A 21,268-nucleotide genomic window follows, 5' to 3' on the forward strand; every position below is an offset into this window, starting at 1 on the left:
TACTGACAATCAAAGTCATAGTAGGTTTTGCAACTTTATTTTTTATCATTATCATAACAGGCAGAACATCCATCTATCAGTTAAACCCCGTTTCACTTAGTTTTTGTGTTAGTACTTGGAGATTTTTTAGGAAATAACATTTATGAAGATAAGGTAGGGATTTTTCATTTTTTATATGCCATCGGATTGTGGACGTTTCTTATGTTGGGAATAGAGTTTATGACTCTAAAAAATAAATCGACACGTTCTCTCTTATTAGGCAATCCTAACATCATCATTCGAGATGGTGTTATGGACAGAAAGTTACTTACAAAGAACAAATTGGATGTAAATCAAGTATTGAGTATACTCCGTCAAAATAATGTCTTTTCAGTTCGCGAAGTCAAATACGGTATATTGGAAGCTAATGGGCAAATAAGTTTATTATTAAAATCCAAGTATCAAAAACCAGATCTCAATCTTCCAGAAAGTCCAGTAGACCTCCCAACATCGTTAATTATAGATGGGGAAATTTTATGGGATAATTTACATGAACTCGGATTTGATCAACAGTGGTTAGATAACCAATTAACTACCAATGGATATGATAATGTAAAGCGTATACTTTACGCAGATTGGCGAGAGCGTGAAGGCATACATGTAAGTCCTAAATAAAATTTGTTAGGATAAGAGCACATCAATTTTCTTGGTGAATATAAACTTTAGTCTTCAACAATCAGGCGCTTTAATGAAGTAACTAAAGCCTAATTTTTCACTTATAACACCGAGAAATTAGACTTTTTATATTTTGGTTTCCTTAACGTTGTAAATCCGCATTTTCCTGACGCTACCCCTATTTGAGCTATTTTAAAAAGAATATAATGATGGTGACGGGATCGATATACTTATGATTAATAGTTGCATATAACTATATGTATATTTCAAACATCTATATTATTTTTAAATTTAGATGTATATCTTTCTTTAAGAATCCCATATTCTTTCCTATTTAACCATGTCTATATTTTATCTAATAAATTTTGATATCAAAATTTATTTAAAACGTTTTATATAAAATCAATAAATGGGATGTTTAGAGAAAAGACAGACTTTCTCTTTTTAATTAACATAATTTTCAAATATTAAAGATCTGGATGTTGATATTTGTTATATAATGAAATCAATACAGTTTCCCCGTTATGAATAATGAGATAATTTATGTGTCCCGTGTATTCGCTTTAAATCAAAAAGAACTTGTAGTGATTCCTACAAGTTCTTTTTTTATTTTCAAATCAACAAAAATTCAAGATGAGTCTTCTCATTTATCCTTAACTAAAAAATCCATTAATTTAGTTAGTTAATTTTCTAAGCATATGCTATTTATCAAGTAGCAAACTAATTGGAATTAAATTTCTTAAAACAGGGACACTCTGGATAGTTTTATCTAATTCCTTCAATATCTCCTCCCTCTCATTAGGAGATACTTGCAAGCCACCAACTAAACTTTTTCCTTTAAATACAATAGAGTCAGCTTTTTCTTGTTTAAATTCAATTAATTGCAATTCATTTTTTGACATCATATAGTGATTATTATTTATTGTAAGAGGGGATACAAGCATTCTATTTTTATCTTTATCTAACATAACAAACTCTTTCTCCTGATATTGTACAATTGTATAATCTTCTTTTTTCTCAGCTTTTGTATATCCATATTGAAAGAAAATCCAAGATGAACCTATACCAAATATAATGATTATAATCCCTCTTATTCCCCAGTTACATTGCTTCCAAATATAAGCCAACGGGTTTCTCCTATAAATAGCAACAATCCCTTTTAAACATAGCTTTAAAAGTCCGTTTTTTATTGTTCCTGATTTCAACCTTTTTAGGGAAAGTATGATAAATAAAAATAGTAATATTGTTAGTAAGATGAAAAAAAGTACCCATACTCTCATACCTAATAGATTAGCTACATTAAAATTATATGAATCCTTTAATACTAAAAATGGTAAGTAGCCAAGGATTAGCATAAGAAAAATTCCATTTGTAATTGCATTTATAGGCGCAAACTCTTTCTTATCATAGATTGTTCTTATCACGTCCTTAAAATTACCAAATTTATTTAAGTCTGTTTCAATAATTGAACTTGAAAACTCACCTATTTTTGAATAAAATCTTTCTAATTTCACCCTTATAAAAGTTTCTTTTTTAGGAGCATTTTGCCTTGCATCCAGTATGTTAAACATAAAAGTTGCACACCAAATTATAATTCTTGAAATAAAATATAAAATACATACCCTGAGTATCAAAGAAGAAACATCATATACAGAACTAACAATTAAAGGTACATCTAGATCACTTAAACTAATATCATCTATACCATAGTAATCTCTAATTCCCTTTTGAAAAGAATAAGAGAAAAAATAGATGGCTCCTGTGAGAATTGTGAAAATCCATGCAGTATCTTGTAAATAAGATAGTCTATCTTTTTGTATTTGCTCCCCTTTTTTTTCAATTTGATAATTTTTTCTTTTTATTCTCTTTCTCACCAACACACACCCTATCTAACTAATTCTTTAAAAAACTTCTAATACTTAATAATAAATTTACCAATATAACCCTATCTTTCAATAACATTCTACCATTAGTTTTACTGTAGAAATAAAAGTTTCTGTAAAACTTGTGCATTTTTCTCGTATTTATTGTTTTGGAATAACACATTCTTTATAAAATATGGCTTTATCTTTTATTTTCAATTGCGCTATAAACAAAATTACAAGTATTACTACTATATCAAGATGATAAATATAAGTAACTACACATAAATAACATTCTAAAAAGGACATCTTTTCTAAAATATTTAAAGGTTACAAAGAAAAATGAGTTTTACAAAACATACAAAATGTTAAACTCATAAGAACTAGCGATATCATGCGATTTTCTATGGTATTACTGTTTTTTTTTTCGCTATAAAATAAAAAGAAAAAGATTATCAGTTTAACAAAATATAGTTATTGTTAAAGTAAGTTTTACATATTGTAGCTTACAACAGAGTTTTAGGAGGTCAAGTTTTATGACGAAAGGGGGACGAAAACCTGGGGCAAATGAGCTAATTCGTTCAATAGAAAAAATTGAAGAAATGAAAGATTGGCTGTTGCAAAATTCCTCATATCGAAATTACTTTTTATTTTGGAATTAACACAGGTTTACGCATTAGTGACATTTTACGGTTGTGTGTAAAAGATGTTCGTGGAAAAGATGGCATGAAAATTAAAATGGAAAAAACAGATACAACGGTAGAAGTGTATTTCAATTCAGTCTTACAACAAGAAATTGCGAAATACACAAGCAATCGTGCTGATTCTGATTAGATTTTTCCAAGTCGTCAAGGGGATAAACCCATTACAAGACAAATGGTACATAATTTCTTGTATAAGGCGACCGAGGCTTGCGGTATTGATTCAGAACAATGGGGAACACATAGTATGCGAAAAACGTTTGGATATCACTATTATCAGAGAAAGAAAGATGTGTACTATTTGATGAAACTATTTGGCCATGCGACGCAAGGTCAAACTTTACAATACATTGGTGTCGAAGCTGATGAAATTCGTAAAACAATGGAGGATTTCACTTTATAAGAATCCAAAGGGGGAAACCAGAGTATGAAAGAGGGAAGATTAGAACAGGAAAGTAAATCCCGAAAGTACGAACGTATTTTTATCATCTCATTTCTTACCACGATAGTTCTTATTATTGGAAGTATAGTTGTTGTAGAGCATACAGGTTTTAAATACATAAAGTACTTGGCGGTAGCAATTATAGTCAGTATAAGTATTACTAATGATATACAAAAAAGATATAAGAAATATTCTAATTTAAGCAATAAAGAATAGGGGGGTATAGATGGAATGTGTAGAGTTTGAAATTCTAAAAAGTTATGAATCACCAACAGTTTATTTTTGCGAACATGAGATGAAAAATAGTTGTTTGATTGCAATTCCATCCTGGAATTGGAGTTTCTTAATAGATTACACGATTAATTTTATAGATGAAAAGCCTAGGTTAATGAAAGCATTGGAGAAGTATGTTTCTTATCATCTTGTAGAGAATGTTGCAGATGCATTTTATGACTACGCGTTTAGCCAATTCGATTAAGATTTTCATAAGGGGGAGCATAATGAATTTTAAAGGGGCGGTAAGTAGTATTTTAGTAATGGGATTACTATTTTCGGGATGTTCAGCAATTCAAAATTCAAATCCTGCAAAACAAACAAGTGGAACACAAGATATTGCACAAGTTATAGAGTTTCCATCAAATAAGTATCCGGAAACCGCGGCGCATATTAAAGATGCGATTGCAAGTGGCAAAACAGATATTTGTACAATTGATCGGGATGAATATCCTATGGACCTTTGTCGTGAAGGCGGAAAAGGTGCTGATATTAGGCATATAAAACCAGCTGATAATCGTGGCGCAGGCTCATATATAGGTAATAAAGTGGAGAAATTACCAGACGGGGCGCAGGTGAAAATTGTTGTAAAGTAAATTAGGAAATTGATTGCAATGGATATAATATTAAAGATCCCTAGTTACAATTAATTCCGTAACTAGGGATCTTTAATAAAAGTTTCAATCAACTTAATACATATGGATTTGTTTTTGACGGTTTAACTTTCCTTGCAAATTTAAATATTGAGGTTTTTCTTGTTTCTTCTCATCTATTACTATTTTTGAAACTTTATAATTTATATCGGAAAAAATAGCTATATGTTTGATCCCTTCTTCAAACTTTTGCATAACTTCCTCAACAAGTGATTTATTATAAATCGTAATAGAAACGGAAGGAATTCGCTTTATATTATCTTTATCTGCTTTTTCAACCCAAGGAGAATAAAGTGAAATGCTATGGTATGGGAATGTTTCAGTTGGTTTGTTTATTGATTTAATTCGACCATGAAGGCAAATGGGATGATCTGGAGATGTAGAAAGGTAGTCGAAAGCCTCCCTAAAATTCTCGGTATCATAAAAAAATTTATTCCAATCAATCTTTTTGTTATGAAATTTTAATACTACAAGATTACGTAATTCTCTGTCTTGATCTTCAAGTTGAGTACGTAACTGCATAATTTTTTTCATAGATGCAAGGTAGGAAGAAAGCTTCCCTTTATTTTCATAAACTTTTTGAGGATTCTTTTGTTTGGCACCTGTTGGTACTAAAACATCACTAGCTACAGCGCTGTTTTTCTTTTTGTGTAAAGCGTTTTTAATAACATGTAGTCTAAATTCATACTTTCCATTTTCTAAGCTAGTCATTAAGTCTTCTGCACTTCTTGCAATTACTTTAACTTGATCAGCAGTGTTGAATTGGCAAGTTTCAATATGTTTTTCTTTACCAGCTAAGCGAAGAAATGCTCTTACTTTTATTGTTTTGTCATTATATTTACGTTCGAACTCATCCACAAAACTAAGTTGTTTACGACAATTTTCATCAGTACAGTATAAATCAGTTTGTAAGGCTTCATTTTCTTGAATCTCATCAATCCCGACAATTCTATTTAAAAAGGGATGATAAGCACTAGACATTTTAATTCCCATTTTACACCCTCCTATATAAATTGAATGTTCTTTATTTTATAGTATCAAATATTTCAAGGAAGATAATGGGTTATTTTTAAAAACAGTTATTTTAGGGGTACGGAAACGATTCTGGGTATGAGGGGCCACTCTGGGGTTTAATTACAAATTAAAGAAAGAACTTTATTCAAGTTCTTTTAATCTACGATACAGAGCGGCCTGACTCACACCTGTAATCTGGCAGATTTCCTTAACAGTTTTATTGGTATGCTTCCTTAATTCAATCGCATGATTCATACCTGGGTGCTTGTCTGTATATTTCTTCAATCTTCCTCTATACACTCCTTTTTGTTTCGCTAACTTTATTCCCGCACGTTGTTTCTCCTTAATCATTTCTCGATCTAGTTCACTAAAGGCGGCCATGACGGTTAAAAAGAATTTTCCTGTTGGCGTTCTCGTATCTATTCCTAAATCTTATTGTTGAGATAAGAGAATTCTTTCCTTTATTTTTAAAATGATTTCATCAGGATTAATTTTTTTTGCTGATGGAACTCCTAAGATAAGAGAAGCACCCTCACTTGCATATACTTCTTCTCCATTTTCGTGAGAAACAACAAATAATCCTTGTCCTTCAAATTCAATATATATAATTTCTTTGATTTTTTTATATTTGTTTGTATAGACCTATAGATTTTATATAAATCTTTACTACGGTTTTCTCCCTCCATACGTATAGGCTCTTGTTCGTTTGTAAAAATTAATCCCTCTGGGTTGTTTCTATTTAAAATAAACCATAATTTTTCATCTGTAGGCAATAAATATTCAGATAGATTTTTGGAGTCATTATTTATAATGTTTTGTTGTTGTATTTCATAAACATGGAAAAAAATGTGGATATTTCTAAAGTTGAATTAGACGTAAAATTATGATTTTGATGAAGTTGCTTGCCATCTTTTAATAGAGTGCCTTTACTATTTTGATAATCTTTTAGTGCTATCTTTTCAGGTGATTCTTTAGAGTTATCAGTTGCTTGAGCAATTTTATTCATACTTATTAATGCAATACTAAAAAATACAACTAAAATTATAGTTCTCGTTATTTTTTTCATAAACTTATTTCCCTTCTTATTTTCATTTAATATTCTCTACTAATATCTTGAACTGTTTCATTCCACCAAAATCTATCGTTATTTTTAAATGATTCAAAGTTATGTTGATAATGATCTCCATACCAAGGATCCATATAAGTAATATAGTTCATATTATTTATACCTTTAAAATAACCATCTAACACAAGAAAATGACCAATATTCCCTCCATTTTTCCAGTTAATAAGTGTAATCATTGGCTTATTGCTATTAATTTGGCTTCTAAACCCATCATAAGAAAGAGTTCCCCTATTAATTGTTGAAGTTAAACCAAAATAATTAAGACCATTTTGTATTTCTCTAGAAGTAGCTGGATAATTGTATAAGCCACCTTTTACATATCCTACAAATTGCTGTTGTGTAGTTGGTTGCCCCAAATAGTTTAAAACAGATACTGAAGTACCTGCCCAACACTAATTAGACTGCTGTTGTTTAATATTAGGAACATTTAATTTAACAGTTGTTGTAGAATTAGGTGGATTTCCATTTATAAATGCCGAAGCAACATATGCTTTTTTACCGTTTTTAAAAAAATAAAACCAACGATTATCTATACTTCCAGTCCAATAATCCTTTAATCCCTCTCCATATTCCCAACCATTGAAGTAAACGGTTTGATTTCCTTGAAGAACATCTATTATATTTCCAGTTGAATTTTTATTATCGCGCACATTTACTCCGATGGGAGCAGTTACACCTGAAAATTCAACTTCCTCGGCAAACACATCATTGACATTAGAAAAATTCCACAGAGATAAAATAAATGCAACTATAATTAAAATTCTTTGTGCAAGCTTCATCTTCTCACATCCTCATATGGTATGTTTAAAACACTATTAAAACGAAAAATTAAGTTGCTTAACTTTTTAAAATTTCAAGTACACACTACTTTTTTATAACTCATGATGTAATACTCCTTTCATTTTATTTCTATACTATTTTAATTTATTCAAATATCCTTATAATACCTCTTGGAATTCTAATATGTAATAAATATGACACAATTAAAATCTAGTTTTGGAATGCTCTCTAGCTAATAAATAGGATCATAAAATGTGAGAAAGATAGTTAAACATGGCTGTTATAAGATAATAGTAGATAGAAAAGGAATCAATCAATAATAAATCATAAAAATACCCCTAGAGAAATTTGCAGGCATTTTTTATAGATGAAGTATTCAAAATCATCCCTTCAACTCATTTTTTAGAAACATCCTTACGCCCTTTAATTTTAATATTCTGAATTCATTTTGGAAATAGACAATACTTTATAGATATGAATATGTAATTATTCATATCTATATAAATACTTTGAAAGTAATTGTATATTTAATTTTGTAATTATATTTTTTATTTTACTTATATTGAAGGGGGAAAATGTATGAAAAAAACTGTTATTACATTGCTTGCTGCAGGAACAATGTTAGGTGCGCCTTTTTCAACTGCATTTGCAGAAGAACAAGCATCCCAAAAAGAAGTAATGGATAAAATGGAAGTGCAACAAAAGAATTGGAATGAGGAACAAGGAAGTCCATCATTTCTTTCAGGTGAATTATCTGATAAAAAGGTAGAAACTCAAAAAGCAGTGAAAGAGTTTCTTGAAGAAAATAAAGAACTATTTAAGGTAAATCCACAAACGGATCTGACACTGAAAGAAGAGAAATCGGATGATTTAGGTATGAAACATTATGTTTATACAAGGTCTGTAAATAAGGTGCCTGTTGATGGTGCACAATTCATTGTTCATACAGATAAAGAGGGCAAGGTAAAAACAGTAAATGGAGATGTTCATCCGGCTGCTGCAGAAAGTTTAAAAGGTGATACAGAAGCAAAGATTACAAAAGAAACAGCGCTTTCAAATGCTTGGAAACATATTAAACTTACAAAAAATGATACATTAGTAAAAGTAGATGGAAACACATTAGACCAGGTAAAAGAAAACTTAGATTCTACAAATGAAAAAGCGGACTTAGTTGTATATGAAAAAGACGGAAAGTATTATCTAACGTTTAAAGTGCAACTGCAATTTATTAAACCTTATGGAGCTAACTGGCAAATTTATGTGAATGCAGAAGATGGATCAATCATAGATTCATATAATGCAGTTACAGACGCAGATAGCGCTCAAAAAGGATATGGATATGGAGTATTAGGGGATCGAAAAGAACTGAATACAACATTTGATAGTGTACAGAAAAAATACTATTTAAAAGACACAACAAAGCCTATGAATGGAGGCTATATTGAAACATTTACGGTAAATCATAGTGATGCAGATTATCCAGTTAACTATCGTCTACTGGATAATGATAATGCTTGGATAAATAAAGATCAAGGACCTGCGGTCGATGCTCATTATAATGCTGGAAAAGTCTATGACTACTATAAAAATATTCACAATCGTAACAGTTTTGATGGAAAAGGAAAAACAATTCGCTCTGGTGTAAATTATGGAGTAAATGTAAATAATGCATTTTGGAATGGGCAGCAAATGGTTTATGGAGATGGTGATGGGCGCATATTCTCTCCACTTTCAGGTTCCCTTGATGTTGTTGCGCATGAATTAACTCACGCTGTGACACAGTATTCAGCTGATCTTCGTTATGTAAATCAATCAGGTGCATTAAATGAATCTTTCTCTGATGTATTTGGATATTTTGTTGATCCAACAAATTGGGATTTAGGAGAAGCTGTATATACGCCTGGTATTTCTGGAGATGCACTTCGCAGTTTATCAAATCCTGAAAAATATGGCCAACCTTCTCATATGAGGGATTATCAATACCTTCCTGCAACTGAAGAAGGCGATAACGGTGGGGTACATATTAATAGTGGTATTCCGAATAAGGCTGCATATCTGACAATCAATGCTATTGGTAAAGAGAAAGCAGAAAAGATCTATTATCGCGCGTTAACAACATATTTAACACCAACAAGTGATTTTAAACAAGCTCGTACAGCTTTATTACAATCCGCAGCTGATTATGATGGCTATGGTAGTGCAACCTATAAAGCAGTAGAAAATGCTTGGAATCAAGTGGGCGTAAAGTAAATTAAAATTCGTTTATAATATTTTTATGTTTTTAACATTTAAATCATAAAAGGACCTATGTCTTGTTAATACAAGTAGGTCCTTTTATTGTATTAATTATATTTATTAAATGTTATAATATGTATAAACGATAAATGGAGGTTATTATGAATCTTTCATCAAGTGTAAGCAATCAGGTACTAGATCAAACAATGATTTTGGTTGGACTGGAATCCAATTTAGCAATGATAGAATTTAACTTAGATACAGAGGTAATTTGGGTAAATGATCATTTTGCACAAGCTTTAGGTTATACAATCAGTGAAATGAAGAACATGGTACATAAACAATTTTGTCCCCATAGTTTTATAAATAGTAGAGAATATAATCAGTTATGGGAGAATTTAAAAAAGGGAATTAAGTTTCAAAAGAAAATTCAAAGAGTTGGTAAAAAAGGCGATTTAACTTGGTTTGAGGCTACCTATATTCCAATTAAAAATGAACAAGGAGTAGTAGATGCTGTACTAAAAATTGCAACGGATATTACAAATCGTGAAAATCAAACAAGAGAAGTTGTTTCACATTTAAAGAATTTATCTATAGATTTAGGAAGTAAAGTCGACATTAATTCTAAGGAAAATATGAAAGCTCTACAATCTTTAAAAGAACAGGTTAACTTAGTAAGTGAAATTGCTCAAATGATTAAGGAAATTTCTTCCCAAACTAATATTTTATCTTTAAATGCAGCAATTGAAGCGGCAAGAGTAGGAGAACATGGACGTGGATTTGCAGTAGTAGCAGAAGAGGTAAGAAGATTGGCAAGTAATGTTGATGGTGCAATAAAAAAAATAAATTTAAATGTAGAGAGTATCACAAATGGTGTAACCATTGTTAGGAATGTGACTGAAAAATTACAAAGAGAAGTGATTAATAATCAAATTGAAATTAGTAATACTATGGAAAAGTTCGAAAATATTGTGGGGTGAATATAAGCATAAAGAACTATCTTTTGAAGTTAAGCTATAAATTATACATAAAAAAGAAAGGCATGTCTTACATGCCTTTCAAGTGATTACTATTTTCTAAAGTTTTAATAATTATGTGTAATAGTAAACTCGCTCTAATCGGATACGTAAATATTAAAATAGTAGGGATACCGCCCTAAATCCATTAACACTATTTTATGGTTTTCGTTTCTATTCACTTATAGTTTGGCTGTTACTGAATCCTACCTGATTGGAATTTTGCTTATATCCAAGGTTGCCTCGTGTGAAAATAAGGATAAGCAAAGCAATAAAGCCCAACCCTATCACTACAAATAAATCTGTATTCTTTAAAACAGGGTTGATGGAATGAGTTTGAGCCAGGCTAAACGTATTTACACTCGCATGAATCAACATAACAATAAATAAGTTACCGCGATGGCAGTTATAGGCCCAAGTAAGAATGATTGCGATTGGCAAGCACAGCAAAATAAAAATTGGTAAATGAATATATAGAATAGAAAGATCAGAACCCGGTCCTCCCCTTTGTGCAGCCGTTAAGAAATGTGGAAGGTGCCAAAAAGCCCACAAAACACTAAGGAGTAATGTAGCTTTTAACGGTCCAAACTTCGATTGTAATCGAGGCAAGGCAAAACCGCGCCATCCGATTTCCTCAGGAAAAGGTCCACCGAGAAAGAAAATAGCTATAAAAGAGAAGAAATAAGTTATAAAAAATTCAGAATTAATGCCACGGAAAGCAGGTATACCTCCAGTTAATATCACCATGCCTAGAAACATTACAGCAGGGATAACGATGAGAGTAAATAAGTACCACTTCCAACCGATTTTAGTAGATATGATGCTTTTTCTGATCTTTTTCCACGAATCTTTACCTTCAAGAGTTCGAAACATGATATACGCTGCTAACATAGGGCCTGCAAATGCATTGGCAAAAAAGAAAATATCAAACGTTTTTATTTTAGGTAAAATACCCCATTGAGATAAGATAAATGGAATTAATACAATCCAGGAGAATAAATATGCCATTACAAAAAATGAAGTTAATGGATAGGATTCTAAATACCCTCTCAGACCTGTTGATGAGTTTTTTAATTTTGTTAAATATTTCAGCATAATCACCTCTTCAATTATAAAATACTGCGATATGTGCTAATTCTACATGTTTTTATACAGAACCTTTTTTCTATAGTAAAGTTAAGTTTTTAAGAAAGGAGCTATACTTTACTATAGAAAAATAGAAATTTTTATAATAATTTCATTCATTTCTTTATCTACCTTGAACACTTTCAGAACGTATGTAATTTGTTTGCTTTTTAACTCTTTGTAAAATGAAATCCTAAGATAATCAGATATATAAGTGGCAAGTTTTTACCTTGTAAAAATCTATTGATTTTATATGAAATTTTTATATACTAAAAGTGAGTTTCTAACTGTAATTAGGCAACATAGTAATCTATTATATGTATGGAAAAAGAGATCGGAATATCCGATCTCTTTTTCGTATAAGGGTTAAGATTAGTTGCTACTCCAACTCATATTTATTTTATGTCTAAGAATAAGAAAATTCAATCTCATCACTTATTTCTCAATATATTTCGGTAGTTTCCATATTAAAAAATTCCTACCATTAAAGTAGGAATTTTTAGAAAATGAATGAAATTTACACAAAAATCGAGTCTCGCCCACTCAACCTTTTTATGTTATAAGAAACGTCATTATTTGTCAAAAAGCATTTGCTATAGAATAACAAATGCTTTTTGTTGAACTTGAATTGAACACTTTCAGAAAGTATTTATATTGTTTGCCTTTTTCTCTTGAAAAAATGTACCCTCAATCACTAATTTTATCATAAGATATAGAAAATGTAGCGTTTTAATATCAAAAAACGCATTGGTTTTATATGGATTCTTTCTTTATAATAATGAAAGGTAGCTCCCGAATGCAGATAGGCTCTCATGCAAGAAAAGCAAGAGAGCCTATCTACATAAAAAAGGACAATTTATTTGGTGTAAGGGGTTTAATGACAGCTTGTTACTACAACCCGTTTTTATTTTAAAACAATTAATCAGAAAATTCAATCTAAATTCTTCTCAATATGGCTTTTCATATTTTTGAATTATAATATAATTAATTCTTTTTATTTCTATATCTGTCTCTTATCTTTCTGTTATGAATCCTTATTGAATTAAGGATTCTTTTTTTACTATCATTTTTTGATCTAATCGATATTTTCCCATTGCTTCATAAATTAAAAGGTCTAATTTTTGACTAAAATCAATTACTTTTTGATGGCTAAATCCATATTTTTTACAAGATAGCTCAATTCTTTTTTTTGATCTTCAATCATGTCATGTAGCGTTCTAATATCCACTTTCCCCGTTAAACTCCTTTATGTAGAATCTTGATAAAAAATGTACCCCAAAAATTGCAAACAAAAAACAAGGCTGAAACCAACCTTGCCCTAAAGGAAAAAAACTTAACTTTTATATATAGAGTACATTATGTATGTAAATTTTTGAAGTGGGATATATTCAAAAAGGATAAAAGCGCTATAATTGTAAAGTTTTTTGTATTGTTTTTGTTTTATAAAGAAACAGTCGAAATCGCTTGTTTATAAAGGAACTGTTGCTTTCCATTGCTGAAAACTAATACCGAAAATTTATCAACAGCGATAATTTTTCCAGGTACTCTGACACCGTTTATTAGAAAAATCGTCACATCTTTCTTTTCTTCTATTAACGTTTCATAAAACTTCTCTTGTGTATACATCATTTTAATGGTTGCAACTCCTCTCCTTTTTGGGAACTGTTCATAGCTTCTAAGAATACATATTCTTTTACGGTTAGCTCAACCGTTGGGCAATATTCAACCTTCGATAATTCGTGAAATAGAGAAAGGTTTTTGTGTAGTTTTTGAATCATTTCATCTAGAGTGATGTCTCCTACACCATACTCGATTACTGGATTAAAAAATACGTCTATATCTATTAAACTTGGTTCAATTTGGGAAACAATTTCTTGTACTTTTGGCAAAATAATTGTTTCATAACGTTGTTTGAATAGTTCTAAGTCTTCTGGTGCGGGTTCATTTTCACATAGCTTTTTGAAAGATAGTACACGAATATCATTTTGTAATGAATCAATACGCTCATCATAAAAAGCCTTGTCGAACCCTTCTTTGTCAGCAACATCATAATGAAGTTCTGTTTGTGATCTACGCTTTTTCTTATAAGAATCCATGAGGATTTTCTCTTTTGCATTAAACATCATGATAAAAACAGTACGTTCTAAATTCATGATTTGGTTTGCTACGCTTAATGTTTCATCTAACACTTTTGCGCGTTCTTCTTCATTTAACTTTTTTACAGAGGATGGAACAAGGTTTTTGACATTCTCAAATGACTCTGAATTTATAATGTGTTGAAGAGAAAATTGAGCGACCTCTGGTAAACAAGGATCAGTTGTTTTGTCTAAGAGTAACAAATCTTTAATCGTTCGCACTGTATTTTTGATCTCTTTTTGAGCTTGGCGAACTTTTTCTATGCTTCTTTCCATGTATTCTGGTTGTTTAAGACGATTGAAAATGTATTCTCTTCTTTCTTCAAAATGTTGCTGTAAAAGTGACATAGTTGTTTCCTCCTCTATTTTCTGAATTAATTTAAAATTCCTCTTATATTGTATCATTAAAGTTTATGAATTGGGGACGATAGCAAGGTTTATTTGCAAAGACAAGGTTTGAAATTGCATATCAGACAATCAACGATACATATTCTTTACCAAAGCAATTACCAAAGTGGATATCAACCTTATAACCAAAGAATCTATCATGATAGCACTATCAAAAGAAATCTCTGATTATCACATGTTTTTAGGGCATTTTGAGTTTTGTTTATAGTAGGAGAAATGGAATGAGAAAAAGGAGGGAGAACAATGAACAATTCTTATGAGATTATTGGCAATCAAATTAAATACTATTTGAGGGATGATCCAACGAGAGGATGGAACAACATACCTAGTCCGCAATTTCGAAATATGAAAGAAATTACAGAATGGTGCGGAAGTTCAACAAACGAAATTATGTGTGGGTGGGATGCACTTAATCAAAATGCAATGAGTACAACGGATACAACAGATTTCCTATATAGGTGGATTAGTTGGTATGTGACAGAACCATTAGACAGTACAGCACAAGAAATACGAAAGTTACCAGATGAACTTGCAAGTTTCATAACAAATGTACCTGTTGATACATTTGAACTCATTAAGAATACCTCTCATATGGTGTTAGATTGTATATACTTTGTATTAAACTGGATACCCAATTTGTTAACGATATTCTTTTTTTAGGAGGGAAAACATGCTGAATCGAAAAGAAATTATTTCTTTTCAAGCCTTTATGGACCAATCGTATAAGAAGAAAAAGAAAACAAAAATATATAGTATTGGCCCTATTAGTCCGTTCACATTTTTTCATATGTCATCACCGCTCGTTCATACGTATGTAGCCCTGGGAATAGTTGGCAGCCTTACAATTGGAGCTGTTTTATTAGAGAAATACTTAGTACGAAATGATTATGTTTTTGCATCCAATCTCCTTTCTAATAGCCTATATTATGGTGTAAGAATTGGAGGCATTGGGTTAATTGGGTATGTATTTATTCGCATTTTACTTATGTTGTAAGGAGGGTGAACAATGAAAAGGTGGTTAAAGAAGAAAAAATATAAATATCAGTTAGAAGAAGTATTTAAGAAAGCAAGGCTATACGATGAACATATTACACGAGGTGGAAAGGTCCCCATTTATCCTACGATTCATGATGTTTACGAAGGGAGAGAAAGTGTACGGTACACTTTTACATTGCCAAATGGCGTTGATCCAGCCCAAATTCATAAGAAATGGTTTTGTTTTCAACAAATACTAGGCGAAAATCTTATGATGGAAGGCGATATTAAAAAGTTCGTACTCCATGTATTTCATTCTAATGCGAGCTTACAGCCTTACGATTACAGTTATAAACAATGGCAACCATTATTGAAACAATATCGTCTTCCTGTGGTAGTAGGGCGGGATCAATTCGGAAATGCGATTGTGTATGATATGGTTGATTCAAATACACCTCATTTACTCATTGCGGGAGAAACAGGAAGTGGAAAAAGTAGTATGGTGCGTGTAATTTTAGCGACATTAATCCAACATATGTCACCAAATCATTTACATTTATACCTGGGAGACTTAAAAAATTCAGAGTTTCATTTTTTAAGAAGAGTGAAGCACGTGAAGTATGTTTGCATGGAAGAACATGAAATGACAACTATGTTATCAAAATTATGGAAAGAGGTATTGCATAGAAGAAAGCTAATGGAGGAATATGAGCTGGGTCATATTGATGAATTCAATCAAATAACAAAAGATAAACCTTTACCCTATATTTTTATTGCTATTGATGAAGTAGCGATGCTACAGGACGAAAAGGAATGTATCACCATAATAGAAAAAATATCAGCTGTCGGCAGATCGCTTGGTATCTTTCTTATGCTCAGTATGCAACGTCCAGATGCAAAAATACTTGATGGTAAGTTAAAGCTCAATTTGACGGTAAGAATGGGCTTTAAATGTGCGGATTTAATTAATAGTAACATTGTGGGGACGCCTGGATCAGAAAATTTAAGTCAATCGGGCCAAATGGTTTTAAAATTAGATGGTTTAAAAAAGGTGCAAGCGCCTTTTTTGGCATTGGACCAGGCAAAAGAAATCATAGAACCGTATCGTTTATCTAAAGAACAAAGTGTAAAGAAGGAAGAACAAGAGCATCAAGAAGATAAAGTCTTTGGGGTGTTAGATGATGTTAACGAATAGAGATAAACAAATTATAGGCCATTTACAGCAATTTAGATGTATGTCGCGTGATGATATTATTGACCTTCATTTTAGAAACGTGAAAAATGCAGTAACATGCTGTAATACTGTTACAAAGCGGTTAAGCCGCGAAGGATATATTGATGTAGATACATCACAACGTCCATACGTGTATTTCTCCTATCCAAATACCATTCGTAAAGGAAGCCAAAAGATATGTCACTTTTTAGCGATTGTGGATGTATATAAGCAGTTATTACGAACCGAAAGACCGAAAATTTTTCAAGTAGAACCTAAATACAAAAAAGGTTATATGGAACCCGATATATTTACCATTTGGCGTAAAAGCCCATTTTTTATAGAAGTCCAAAACTCCATTTATAATAAGGCTACGATCCAAACGAAAATAAAACGTTACGAATCGTATTATCGTAGCATGGAATGGAAAAAAGAATCCTGGCAACCGAAACATAATATGGTATTTCCCTCACTTTTAATCCTTACTGACCTCAAATATCCAATCTCTAGTTCTAATTTCCGTATTTTTCAAGCGCCCTCTATTCAACATTTTCTTGCACAAGTACAGCAACCTAAAGACATTTCGGTTCAAGTAGGTTCAGTCAAAGTAAAATTATGAAAGCACAAGATACTGTTTCTTGTGCTTTTTACATATCCCAAAAGTCATTGATTTTGGCGTAAGGATCAATTTTTCTAATAGCATTTAATAGTTTTTTCATGATTTCAGGTTTTGGGATATAATTTGTATCTCTACATGCTTTACTGATGGTTTGAACAGAAACCTTTGACTTTTTGGCTAGTTCCTGTTGTTCGATTCCTTGCCGATCTAACCATTTTTTTAATTTAGTTCTATTTTTGCGGAAAAACATTTATTTCACTCTCCTGTCCTTATTTTTTTATTTACAATTATGGACAGGAAGTTAAATTCATATACAATTCAATTCAACTTAAATTTAAGTAAAATACAAGAGAACGAGATTCATAAAGTATTTACACGAACGATTTATTGATAATTTCACTTGGAATGAGGTATACATACAATGCAAAGATTTGACTTACGCATCATACAACAAATCTTTGCAAAGCACTTTCCAAAGAAATTTAACTTAATCTGTATCTAGAGAACATGCAAAAGGACTATTTTGTTTTACTCGCATAAGATAAATAATTGAAAAATGGATAAATTGAAAAGCTGTGGGGCATATTACGTTTTGAACATTAACTCAAAATTGTTATTGGAGTGGAAAAAATGACAGGTTTATTGGTTGTATTGGCTTGTACAATTATATTTTATCTTTTAACACAAATTCTTACTCCATCATCTACTTATAATCCCAATAATGATTCACAACGGGCAAAATGCTCTAACAAATTAGAAAAGCGAGTATATGATGCATTGCGCTTTAAAGGTTATTATCCAACTGTACAATATAAAGTACCTAATAAACGTTTTAAGTTAGATTTTGCGTTTTTTTCTCCGAATGGTTTAAAAATAGATGTAGAAATTGATGGGCCTTTTCATCGGACACCAGAAGGAATCAAACGAGACAGTAGACGGGATAAATACATGAAAACAAACGGATGGAAGGTAATTCGTATTACTGACATTGCATTAAATAATGGGTTTGAAAAACAAATACTTTTGTTGGTGGCAAAATTAAATGAATTAGGAATAGAACCTTCTACAAAATAAGAGCTTGTTTTGTTAGAAGAAAAATAAAGACGTATGATGAAATTATCATACGTCTTTATTTTTTGAAAAGAGCCTAGACCAGAATCCTTGCTTTTGCTCGTGGGTGGCGTCTATAAGTTTTTGTGATTCTAGCATTTTATCAAAATTTTATTTAAGAGTATATCAATGCTATAGCACAAGGTGAATGCGTGGTTATTAGAGAATAAACTAAAGTAATGGGAAGACAGAAAAAAGATACTCTAAGAATTAACAGAGTAATTAAATGGAATTAGGGATCCCTATAACAAAGATCAAAATTAACGGGTGCTATAGTATTGATACAGGTATGCTGAGTAGCTAAAGCGAAGACTAATAGAAAATAATACGGAGCGCCATGGGATTCCCTTGCGAGTATTAAGCAGGAATTGAGAGATAAAAAAACTTACTTGCAAGTGGGATTAAAAGTGTACAATGAGTATTAAGGATTAGTAAAATGATACTGTGGTAAGAGTGTAGCGATACTATAATGGAGATGGTTGAATGGAGAACAGAGATGATGTTGTAAGTGAAGTATATTTAAAAACAATAGATGTCTCCCGTATCACCAATCTAGCAGAAAGTACAATCAGAAAATATAGCTTAGAACTCGAAAAACAAGGCTATGAGTTTAATAAAGATGGGGATACAAGGCTGTATCATGCTGATGATGTAACAGTTTTTAATACTTTGAAAGAGATTAGAGAAAAAACTAAGGTTTCATTGAATCACGCTGTTAGCGTGTTGATGACGCAGCACTCCCGTGCGACACAGGGTGTAGCGCGTTCGGAGGTTGCTGTGACAAGGGTTCAAAGTGAAGAGGAGCGATACGCGCTACAATCCATATCAAGCGAAATCAGGAACTTCCTAGAAGATATCAAGACTGAATTTATAGGTTTTCGAAAAGAACTTGAAATTGAACGTCAAAGCAATGATTTATTTAAACAAGAGCTTGAAGCGGAGCGTGAAAAAAATCAGGAATTAGAAAAGAAACTTGATCTTATTATGACGGAATTAGAAAAACTCAATGCCAAAGCTGATATTTCTAACCAAGAACCCAAAAGGAAGAAGCTATTTGGGATATTTTAAGTTTATACAAAACAAAAAGAGTTGCTCTCATACAGGCAACTCTTTTTGTTTTAGAAATCAGGATCTTCTAAATCGTCTTCATCTAATGAACCTGTAATGTTGGTATTAGTGATTAATTGTCCCATTTGGCCTACATCTTTTAATAAATCGCCTGCCAGAGAATTATGGGTATTTTCATCGCTTTGCATAAGAACAGCAGATACAGGAGCCACCTGGAGATCTGAAATGGTTTGTGTAATATGTTTTATAGCGTTCATCATTTGTTCTTGGTTTTTTGAGACTTTTAGAAGTTCTTTTTTTGCATCAAAGGGCTCTTTTTGTGTTAAGTCTTGTTCAACTAATTGAATAATATAAGTTGCAAGCTTTTTTGAGCGGGCTTTTTGCTCAAGGTGATTATAAACTTCTTCGCTCATGTGATCTGTTCGAAGCCCAAACACTGTTTGTTTCTCGGTCTTTTTAGTACGTCCCATAATGCGGCTCCTCCTTTCTGACTATACTTATTTCTCTGTTTTTTGCAGCATTTCACCGCGACTTTTTACTTCAAGACCATATAAATTTAATTTACGTGAATCTGGTAAGAAAATATGATTTGCTTGAGCGATTTCAGCTCCATACATTTCTTCAATGACTTCATGAATGCTAGTTTCTAGTATTGGGGCAACACCACCGAAATAAACATATTTATAAACTTTATCAGCTGGTGCAGGCATTACATCTTGGATTTTTAAAATTAGAAACTTAGCAAACTCTTTTAAGGAAGAGCGAATTTTTTCCGTTAAATCTACGCGCTGACCAGTGTTTCCGTCAACTAATTCCATTTTGGGTTTTTGGAAATTGTTCACTATAAATGTTTCAAATGAACGTAAATCAGAGAATTTTTCTAAGAACTTTTCTTTTCTTAATTTTTCAATATGAGATAGATAAGATAATTTGTCTATCGGTTGCATTGAATCACGGTTCTTAGGTGATTTTAAACCGGCTGGTGATAATACTAGATCAATCGTTCCGCCACCAATATCAACAAGTACTGTATCGTTGTTATCGAATTGTCTTGCTTCTTCACGATCTTCTAATTCGAAATTCTTTTTAATTGCTAAACGTGCAATTTCTCCTTCGATACGACAAGTTGCCTTTTCTACAGTTATTTTTAATGTTTTTTCCATTCCTGGTGTATGTATTGTAACTTCATGCTCTCCAGCAAATCGTTCCGCCATTGCATTTTGCGCTTCACTAAATTTAGCTGTTCGTTTTAGTAACCATATAGGTAACATTGTTTGGAAATATTCAATTTCAACTGTGTTGTCATCTGATTCACGAGTTTCATTAATAGCATGATAGAAAGAAACAGCTGATAAGAACATTACGTAAGGGATAGGACTTGTAATTTTATCATGGAGTTTATTGACATGATTGTTAGCTAATGCATGTTTTCCAGCTTCGTCGCCAACTAAGAAGAATCGTTCAGTGTCTTCTCCTGGGATTGTTGTTGAAATAAGTAGGCGAGATAATAATTCTTTAGGATTAGTAATGGTTGCTACAAAATGTGAATCAGCTTCGTCTTTACTGATTTCTACAACGTTTGTAGGAGTTTCGATATAGAAACCATCAATTAAGTTCATATCAAGTGAGTTACCAGAATCCTTATTCATCATAGTAATTTTCATTAACTATTCACTCCTTTAGTTATCTTGTTAACAAGATAACATTTTTTTAGCATTATTGGAAGTGTATTTTTGAAATAAGTTAACAAATAAAAATAATAATAAATACCGTAAATATGAGGTTTTATTATTATTTTTATTTTTAAATATCAATTAAAGTTAACAATAAATTTATTGTTAACTTTAATTGATATTTAT

At 31.5% G+C, this 21,268-nt stretch carries 23 protein-coding genes and 4 pseudogenes; 15 read left to right on the top strand and 12 right to left on the bottom strand.

From position 1 onward, the window contains the following. The first annotated feature begins 105 nt into the window (after positions 1-105). Positions 106-654, top strand: a complete 549-nt coding sequence (locus tag RCJ96_RS25125) for a DUF421 domain-containing protein (RefSeq protein ID WP_002029079.1) — start codon at positions 106-108, stop codon at positions 652-654. A gap of 701 nt (positions 655-1,355) precedes the next feature. Here the strand turns inward: RCJ96_RS25125 and RCJ96_RS25130 are convergent. After that, positions 1,356-2,528 (bottom strand): hypothetical protein, encoded by a 1,173-nt coding sequence (locus RCJ96_RS25130; protein WP_226809514.1) that lies wholly within the window; start codon positions 2,526-2,528, stop codon positions 1,356-1,358. Positions 2,529-3,052: 524 nt separating this feature from the next. Between RCJ96_RS25130 and RCJ96_RS25135 the strand changes: the two genes are divergently transcribed. The 5 genes from RCJ96_RS25135 (at position 3,053) to RCJ96_RS25155 (ending at position 4,528) form a co-directional block, all read left to right on the top strand. Next, the gene (locus RCJ96_RS25135; protein ID WP_000160190.1) at positions 3,053-3,178 is read left to right on the top strand and encodes a hypothetical protein; all 126 of its coding nucleotides are present in this window, start codon (positions 3,053-3,055) and stop codon (positions 3,176-3,178) included. Between the two features lie 214 nt (positions 3,179-3,392). Beyond that, positions 3,393-3,620, top strand: coding sequence for a tyrosine-type recombinase/integrase (locus RCJ96_RS25140; RefSeq protein ID WP_260989114.1), 228 nt, complete (start codon positions 3,393-3,395; stop codon positions 3,618-3,620). A gap of 24 nt (positions 3,621-3,644) precedes the next feature. After that, entirely contained in the window at positions 3,645-3,875 is a 231-nt protein-coding gene (locus RCJ96_RS25145) for a hypothetical protein (RefSeq protein ID WP_050224927.1), read from the top strand. A 10-nt stretch (positions 3,876-3,885) separates the two neighbouring features. After that, positions 3,886-4,137, top strand: a complete 252-nt coding sequence (locus RCJ96_RS25150) for a YueH family protein (RefSeq protein WP_000389052.1) — start codon at positions 3,886-3,888, stop codon at positions 4,135-4,137. 22 nt (positions 4,138-4,159) lie between these two features. Then, positions 4,160-4,528: a NucA/NucB deoxyribonuclease domain-containing protein gene (locus RCJ96_RS25155; protein WP_061157390.1), complete on the top strand. Its 369-nt coding sequence runs from the start codon at positions 4,160-4,162 to the stop codon at positions 4,526-4,528. Between the two features lie 93 nt (positions 4,529-4,621). Here RCJ96_RS25155 and RCJ96_RS25160 read toward each other — a convergent pair whose 3' ends face one another. The 4 genes and pseudogenes from RCJ96_RS25160 to RCJ96_RS25175 all read right to left on the bottom strand — a co-directional run bounded on the left by RCJ96_RS25160 (position 4,622) and on the right by RCJ96_RS25175 (position 7,504). Further along, on the bottom strand, positions 4,622-5,578 hold the full coding sequence (locus RCJ96_RS25160; protein WP_000511678.1) for a hypothetical protein: 957 nt from the start codon (positions 5,576-5,578) through the stop codon (positions 4,622-4,624). A gap of 162 nt (positions 5,579-5,740) precedes the next feature. Continuing rightward, positions 5,741-6,031 (bottom strand): annotated as a pseudogene (locus RCJ96_RS25165) (recombinase family protein); the annotation flags it as partial. Positions 6,032-6,404: 373 nt separating this feature from the next. After that, entirely contained in the window at positions 6,405-6,665 is a 261-nt protein-coding gene (locus RCJ96_RS25170; protein ID WP_002081760.1) for a hypothetical protein, read from the bottom strand. Between the two features lie 26 nt (positions 6,666-6,691). Then, positions 6,692-7,504 (bottom strand): annotated as a pseudogene (locus RCJ96_RS25175) (papain-like cysteine protease family protein). Between the two features lie 580 nt (positions 7,505-8,084). Between RCJ96_RS25175 and RCJ96_RS25180 the strand changes: the two are divergent. The 3 genes and pseudogenes from RCJ96_RS25180 (at position 8,085) to RCJ96_RS25190 (ending at position 10,720) form a co-directional block, all read left to right on the top strand. Further along, a complete protein-coding gene (locus RCJ96_RS25180; protein ID WP_144529735.1) occupies positions 8,085-9,755 on the top strand; it encodes a M4 family metallopeptidase in 1,671 nt (556 codons plus the stop codon). 224 nt (positions 9,756-9,979) lie between these two features. Further along, positions 9,980-10,294, top strand: a pseudogene (locus RCJ96_RS25185) (PAS domain-containing protein); the annotation flags it as partial. 129 nt (positions 10,295-10,423) lie between these two features. Beyond that, the gene (locus RCJ96_RS25190; RefSeq protein WP_372684182.1) at positions 10,424-10,720 is read left to right on the top strand and encodes a methyl-accepting chemotaxis protein; all 297 of its coding nucleotides are present in this window, start codon (positions 10,424-10,426) and stop codon (positions 10,718-10,720) included. Positions 10,721-10,930: 210 nt separating this feature from the next. Here the strand turns inward: RCJ96_RS25190 and RCJ96_RS25195 are convergent, their stop codons facing one another. The 4 genes and pseudogenes from RCJ96_RS25195 to RCJ96_RS25210 all read right to left on the bottom strand — a co-directional run bounded on the left by RCJ96_RS25195 (position 10,931) and on the right by RCJ96_RS25210 (position 14,364). Next, a complete protein-coding gene (locus tag RCJ96_RS25195; protein WP_050249094.1) occupies positions 10,931-11,851 on the bottom strand; it encodes a CPBP family intramembrane glutamic endopeptidase in 921 nt (306 codons plus the stop codon). 1,064 nt (positions 11,852-12,915) lie between these two features. Next, a pseudogene (locus RCJ96_RS25200) lies at positions 12,916-13,085 on the bottom strand (aspartyl-phosphate phosphatase Spo0E family protein). 236 nt (positions 13,086-13,321) lie between these two features. Further along, entirely contained in the window at positions 13,322-13,510 is a 189-nt protein-coding gene (gene hfq, locus RCJ96_RS25205) for an RNA chaperone Hfq (protein WP_000990400.1), read from the bottom strand. After that, positions 13,507-14,364, bottom strand: coding sequence for a hypothetical protein (locus tag RCJ96_RS25210; protein ID WP_061157387.1), 858 nt, complete (start codon positions 14,362-14,364; stop codon positions 13,507-13,509). The genes hfq and RCJ96_RS25210 overlap by 4 nt, the downstream gene beginning before the upstream one ends. 303 nt (positions 14,365-14,667) lie before the next feature. Between RCJ96_RS25210 and RCJ96_RS25215 the strand changes: the two genes are divergently transcribed. From RCJ96_RS25215 to RCJ96_RS25230, 4 genes are read left to right on the top strand one after another with little or no spacing between them, the layout of a single operon-like run. Further along, the gene (locus tag RCJ96_RS25215) at positions 14,668-15,084 is read left to right on the top strand and encodes a hypothetical protein (protein ID WP_001066182.1); all 417 of its coding nucleotides are present in this window, start codon (positions 14,668-14,670) and stop codon (positions 15,082-15,084) included. Between the two features lie 10 nt (positions 15,085-15,094). Beyond that, positions 15,095-15,418, top strand: a complete 324-nt coding sequence (locus RCJ96_RS25220; RefSeq protein WP_000934651.1) for a hypothetical protein — start codon at positions 15,095-15,097, stop codon at positions 15,416-15,418. A gap of 12 nt (positions 15,419-15,430) precedes the next feature. Beyond that, positions 15,431-16,594, top strand: coding sequence for an FtsK/SpoIIIE domain-containing protein (locus RCJ96_RS25225; RefSeq protein WP_000832924.1), 1,164 nt, complete (start codon positions 15,431-15,433; stop codon positions 16,592-16,594). Beyond that, positions 16,578-17,231, top strand: coding sequence for a replication-relaxation family protein (locus RCJ96_RS25230; protein ID WP_002081758.1), 654 nt, complete (start codon positions 16,578-16,580; stop codon positions 17,229-17,231). The genes RCJ96_RS25225 and RCJ96_RS25230 overlap by 17 nt, the downstream gene beginning before the upstream one ends. Positions 17,232-17,259: 28 nt before the next feature. Here RCJ96_RS25230 and RCJ96_RS25235 read toward each other — a convergent pair whose 3' ends face one another. Next, the gene (locus RCJ96_RS25235; protein ID WP_000466110.1) at positions 17,260-17,481 is read right to left on the bottom strand and encodes a helix-turn-helix domain-containing protein; all 222 of its coding nucleotides are present in this window, start codon (positions 17,479-17,481) and stop codon (positions 17,260-17,262) included. A 380-nt stretch (positions 17,482-17,861) separates the two neighbouring features. Between RCJ96_RS25235 and RCJ96_RS25240 the strand changes: the two genes are divergently transcribed. Both RCJ96_RS25240 and RCJ96_RS25245 read left to right on the top strand, forming a co-directional pair. Beyond that, positions 17,862-18,305 (top strand): endonuclease domain-containing protein, encoded by a 444-nt coding sequence (locus tag RCJ96_RS25240; RefSeq protein ID WP_050224826.1) that lies wholly within the window; start codon positions 17,862-17,864, stop codon positions 18,303-18,305. A 519-nt stretch (positions 18,306-18,824) separates the two neighbouring features. Beyond that, positions 18,825-19,409 (top strand): hypothetical protein, encoded by a 585-nt coding sequence (locus RCJ96_RS25245; RefSeq protein WP_050224827.1) that lies wholly within the window; start codon positions 18,825-18,827, stop codon positions 19,407-19,409. Between the two features lie 50 nt (positions 19,410-19,459). Here RCJ96_RS25245 and RCJ96_RS25250 read toward each other — a convergent pair whose 3' ends face one another. Beyond that, positions 19,460-19,879 (bottom strand): hypothetical protein, encoded by a 420-nt coding sequence (locus RCJ96_RS25250; RefSeq protein WP_000533811.1) that lies wholly within the window; start codon positions 19,877-19,879, stop codon positions 19,460-19,462. Positions 19,880-19,906: 27 nt separating this feature from the next. Next, entirely contained in the window at positions 19,907-21,073 is a 1,167-nt protein-coding gene (locus tag RCJ96_RS25255) for a ParM/StbA family protein (RefSeq protein ID WP_000705234.1), read from the bottom strand. Positions 21,074-21,268 lie beyond the last annotated feature (195 nt).

The sequence above is a fragment of the Bacillus sp. BSL6 genome, assembly GCF_052928345.1.

Coding starts and splice junctions, on each gene's coding strand:
- RCJ96_RS25135 (WP_000160190.1), top strand. CDS start 3,053: ATGACGAAAGGGGGACGAAAACCTGGGGCAAATGAGCTAATTCGTTCA.
- RCJ96_RS25140 (WP_260989114.1), top strand. CDS start 3,393: ATGGTACATAATTTCTTGTATAAGGCGACCGAGGCTTGCGGTATTGAT.
- RCJ96_RS25145 (WP_050224927.1), top strand. CDS start 3,645: ATGAAAGAGGGAAGATTAGAACAGGAAAGTAAATCCCGAAAGTACGAA.
- RCJ96_RS25150 (WP_000389052.1), top strand. CDS start 3,886: ATGGAATGTGTAGAGTTTGAAATTCTAAAAAGTTATGAATCACCAACA.
- RCJ96_RS25155 (WP_061157390.1), top strand. CDS start 4,160: ATGAATTTTAAAGGGGCGGTAAGTAGTATTTTAGTAATGGGATTACTA.
- RCJ96_RS25160 (WP_000511678.1), bottom strand. CDS start 5,578: ATGGGAATTAAAATGTCTAGTGCTTATCATCCCTTTTTAAATAGAATT.
- RCJ96_RS25170 (WP_002081760.1), bottom strand. CDS start 6,665: ATGAAAAAAATAACGAGAACTATAATTTTAGTTGTATTTTTTAGTATT.
- RCJ96_RS25180 (WP_144529735.1), top strand. CDS start 8,085: ATGAAAAAAACTGTTATTACATTGCTTGCTGCAGGAACAATGTTAGGT.
- RCJ96_RS25195 (WP_050249094.1), bottom strand. CDS start 11,851: ATGCTGAAATATTTAACAAAATTAAAAAACTCATCAACAGGTCTGAGA.
- hfq (WP_000990400.1), bottom strand. CDS start 13,510: ATGATGTATACACAAGAGAAGTTTTATGAAACGTTAATAGAAGAAAAG.
- RCJ96_RS25210 (WP_061157387.1), bottom strand. CDS start 14,364: ATGTCACTTTTACAGCAACATTTTGAAGAAAGAAGAGAATACATTTTC.
- RCJ96_RS25215 (WP_001066182.1), top strand. CDS start 14,668: ATGAACAATTCTTATGAGATTATTGGCAATCAAATTAAATACTATTTG.
- RCJ96_RS25220 (WP_000934651.1), top strand. CDS start 15,095: ATGCTGAATCGAAAAGAAATTATTTCTTTTCAAGCCTTTATGGACCAA.
- RCJ96_RS25225 (WP_000832924.1), top strand. CDS start 15,431: ATGAAAAGGTGGTTAAAGAAGAAAAAATATAAATATCAGTTAGAAGAA.
- RCJ96_RS25230 (WP_002081758.1), top strand. CDS start 16,578: ATGATGTTAACGAATAGAGATAAACAAATTATAGGCCATTTACAGCAA.
- RCJ96_RS25235 (WP_000466110.1), bottom strand. CDS start 17,481: ATGTTTTTCCGCAAAAATAGAACTAAATTAAAAAAATGGTTAGATCGG.
- RCJ96_RS25240 (WP_050224826.1), top strand. CDS start 17,862: ATGACAGGTTTATTGGTTGTATTGGCTTGTACAATTATATTTTATCTT.
- RCJ96_RS25245 (WP_050224827.1), top strand. CDS start 18,825: ATGGAGAACAGAGATGATGTTGTAAGTGAAGTATATTTAAAAACAATA.
- RCJ96_RS25250 (WP_000533811.1), bottom strand. CDS start 19,879: ATGGGACGTACTAAAAAGACCGAGAAACAAACAGTGTTTGGGCTTCGA.
- RCJ96_RS25255 (WP_000705234.1), bottom strand. CDS start 21,073: ATGAAAATTACTATGATGAATAAGGATTCTGGTAACTCACTTGATATG.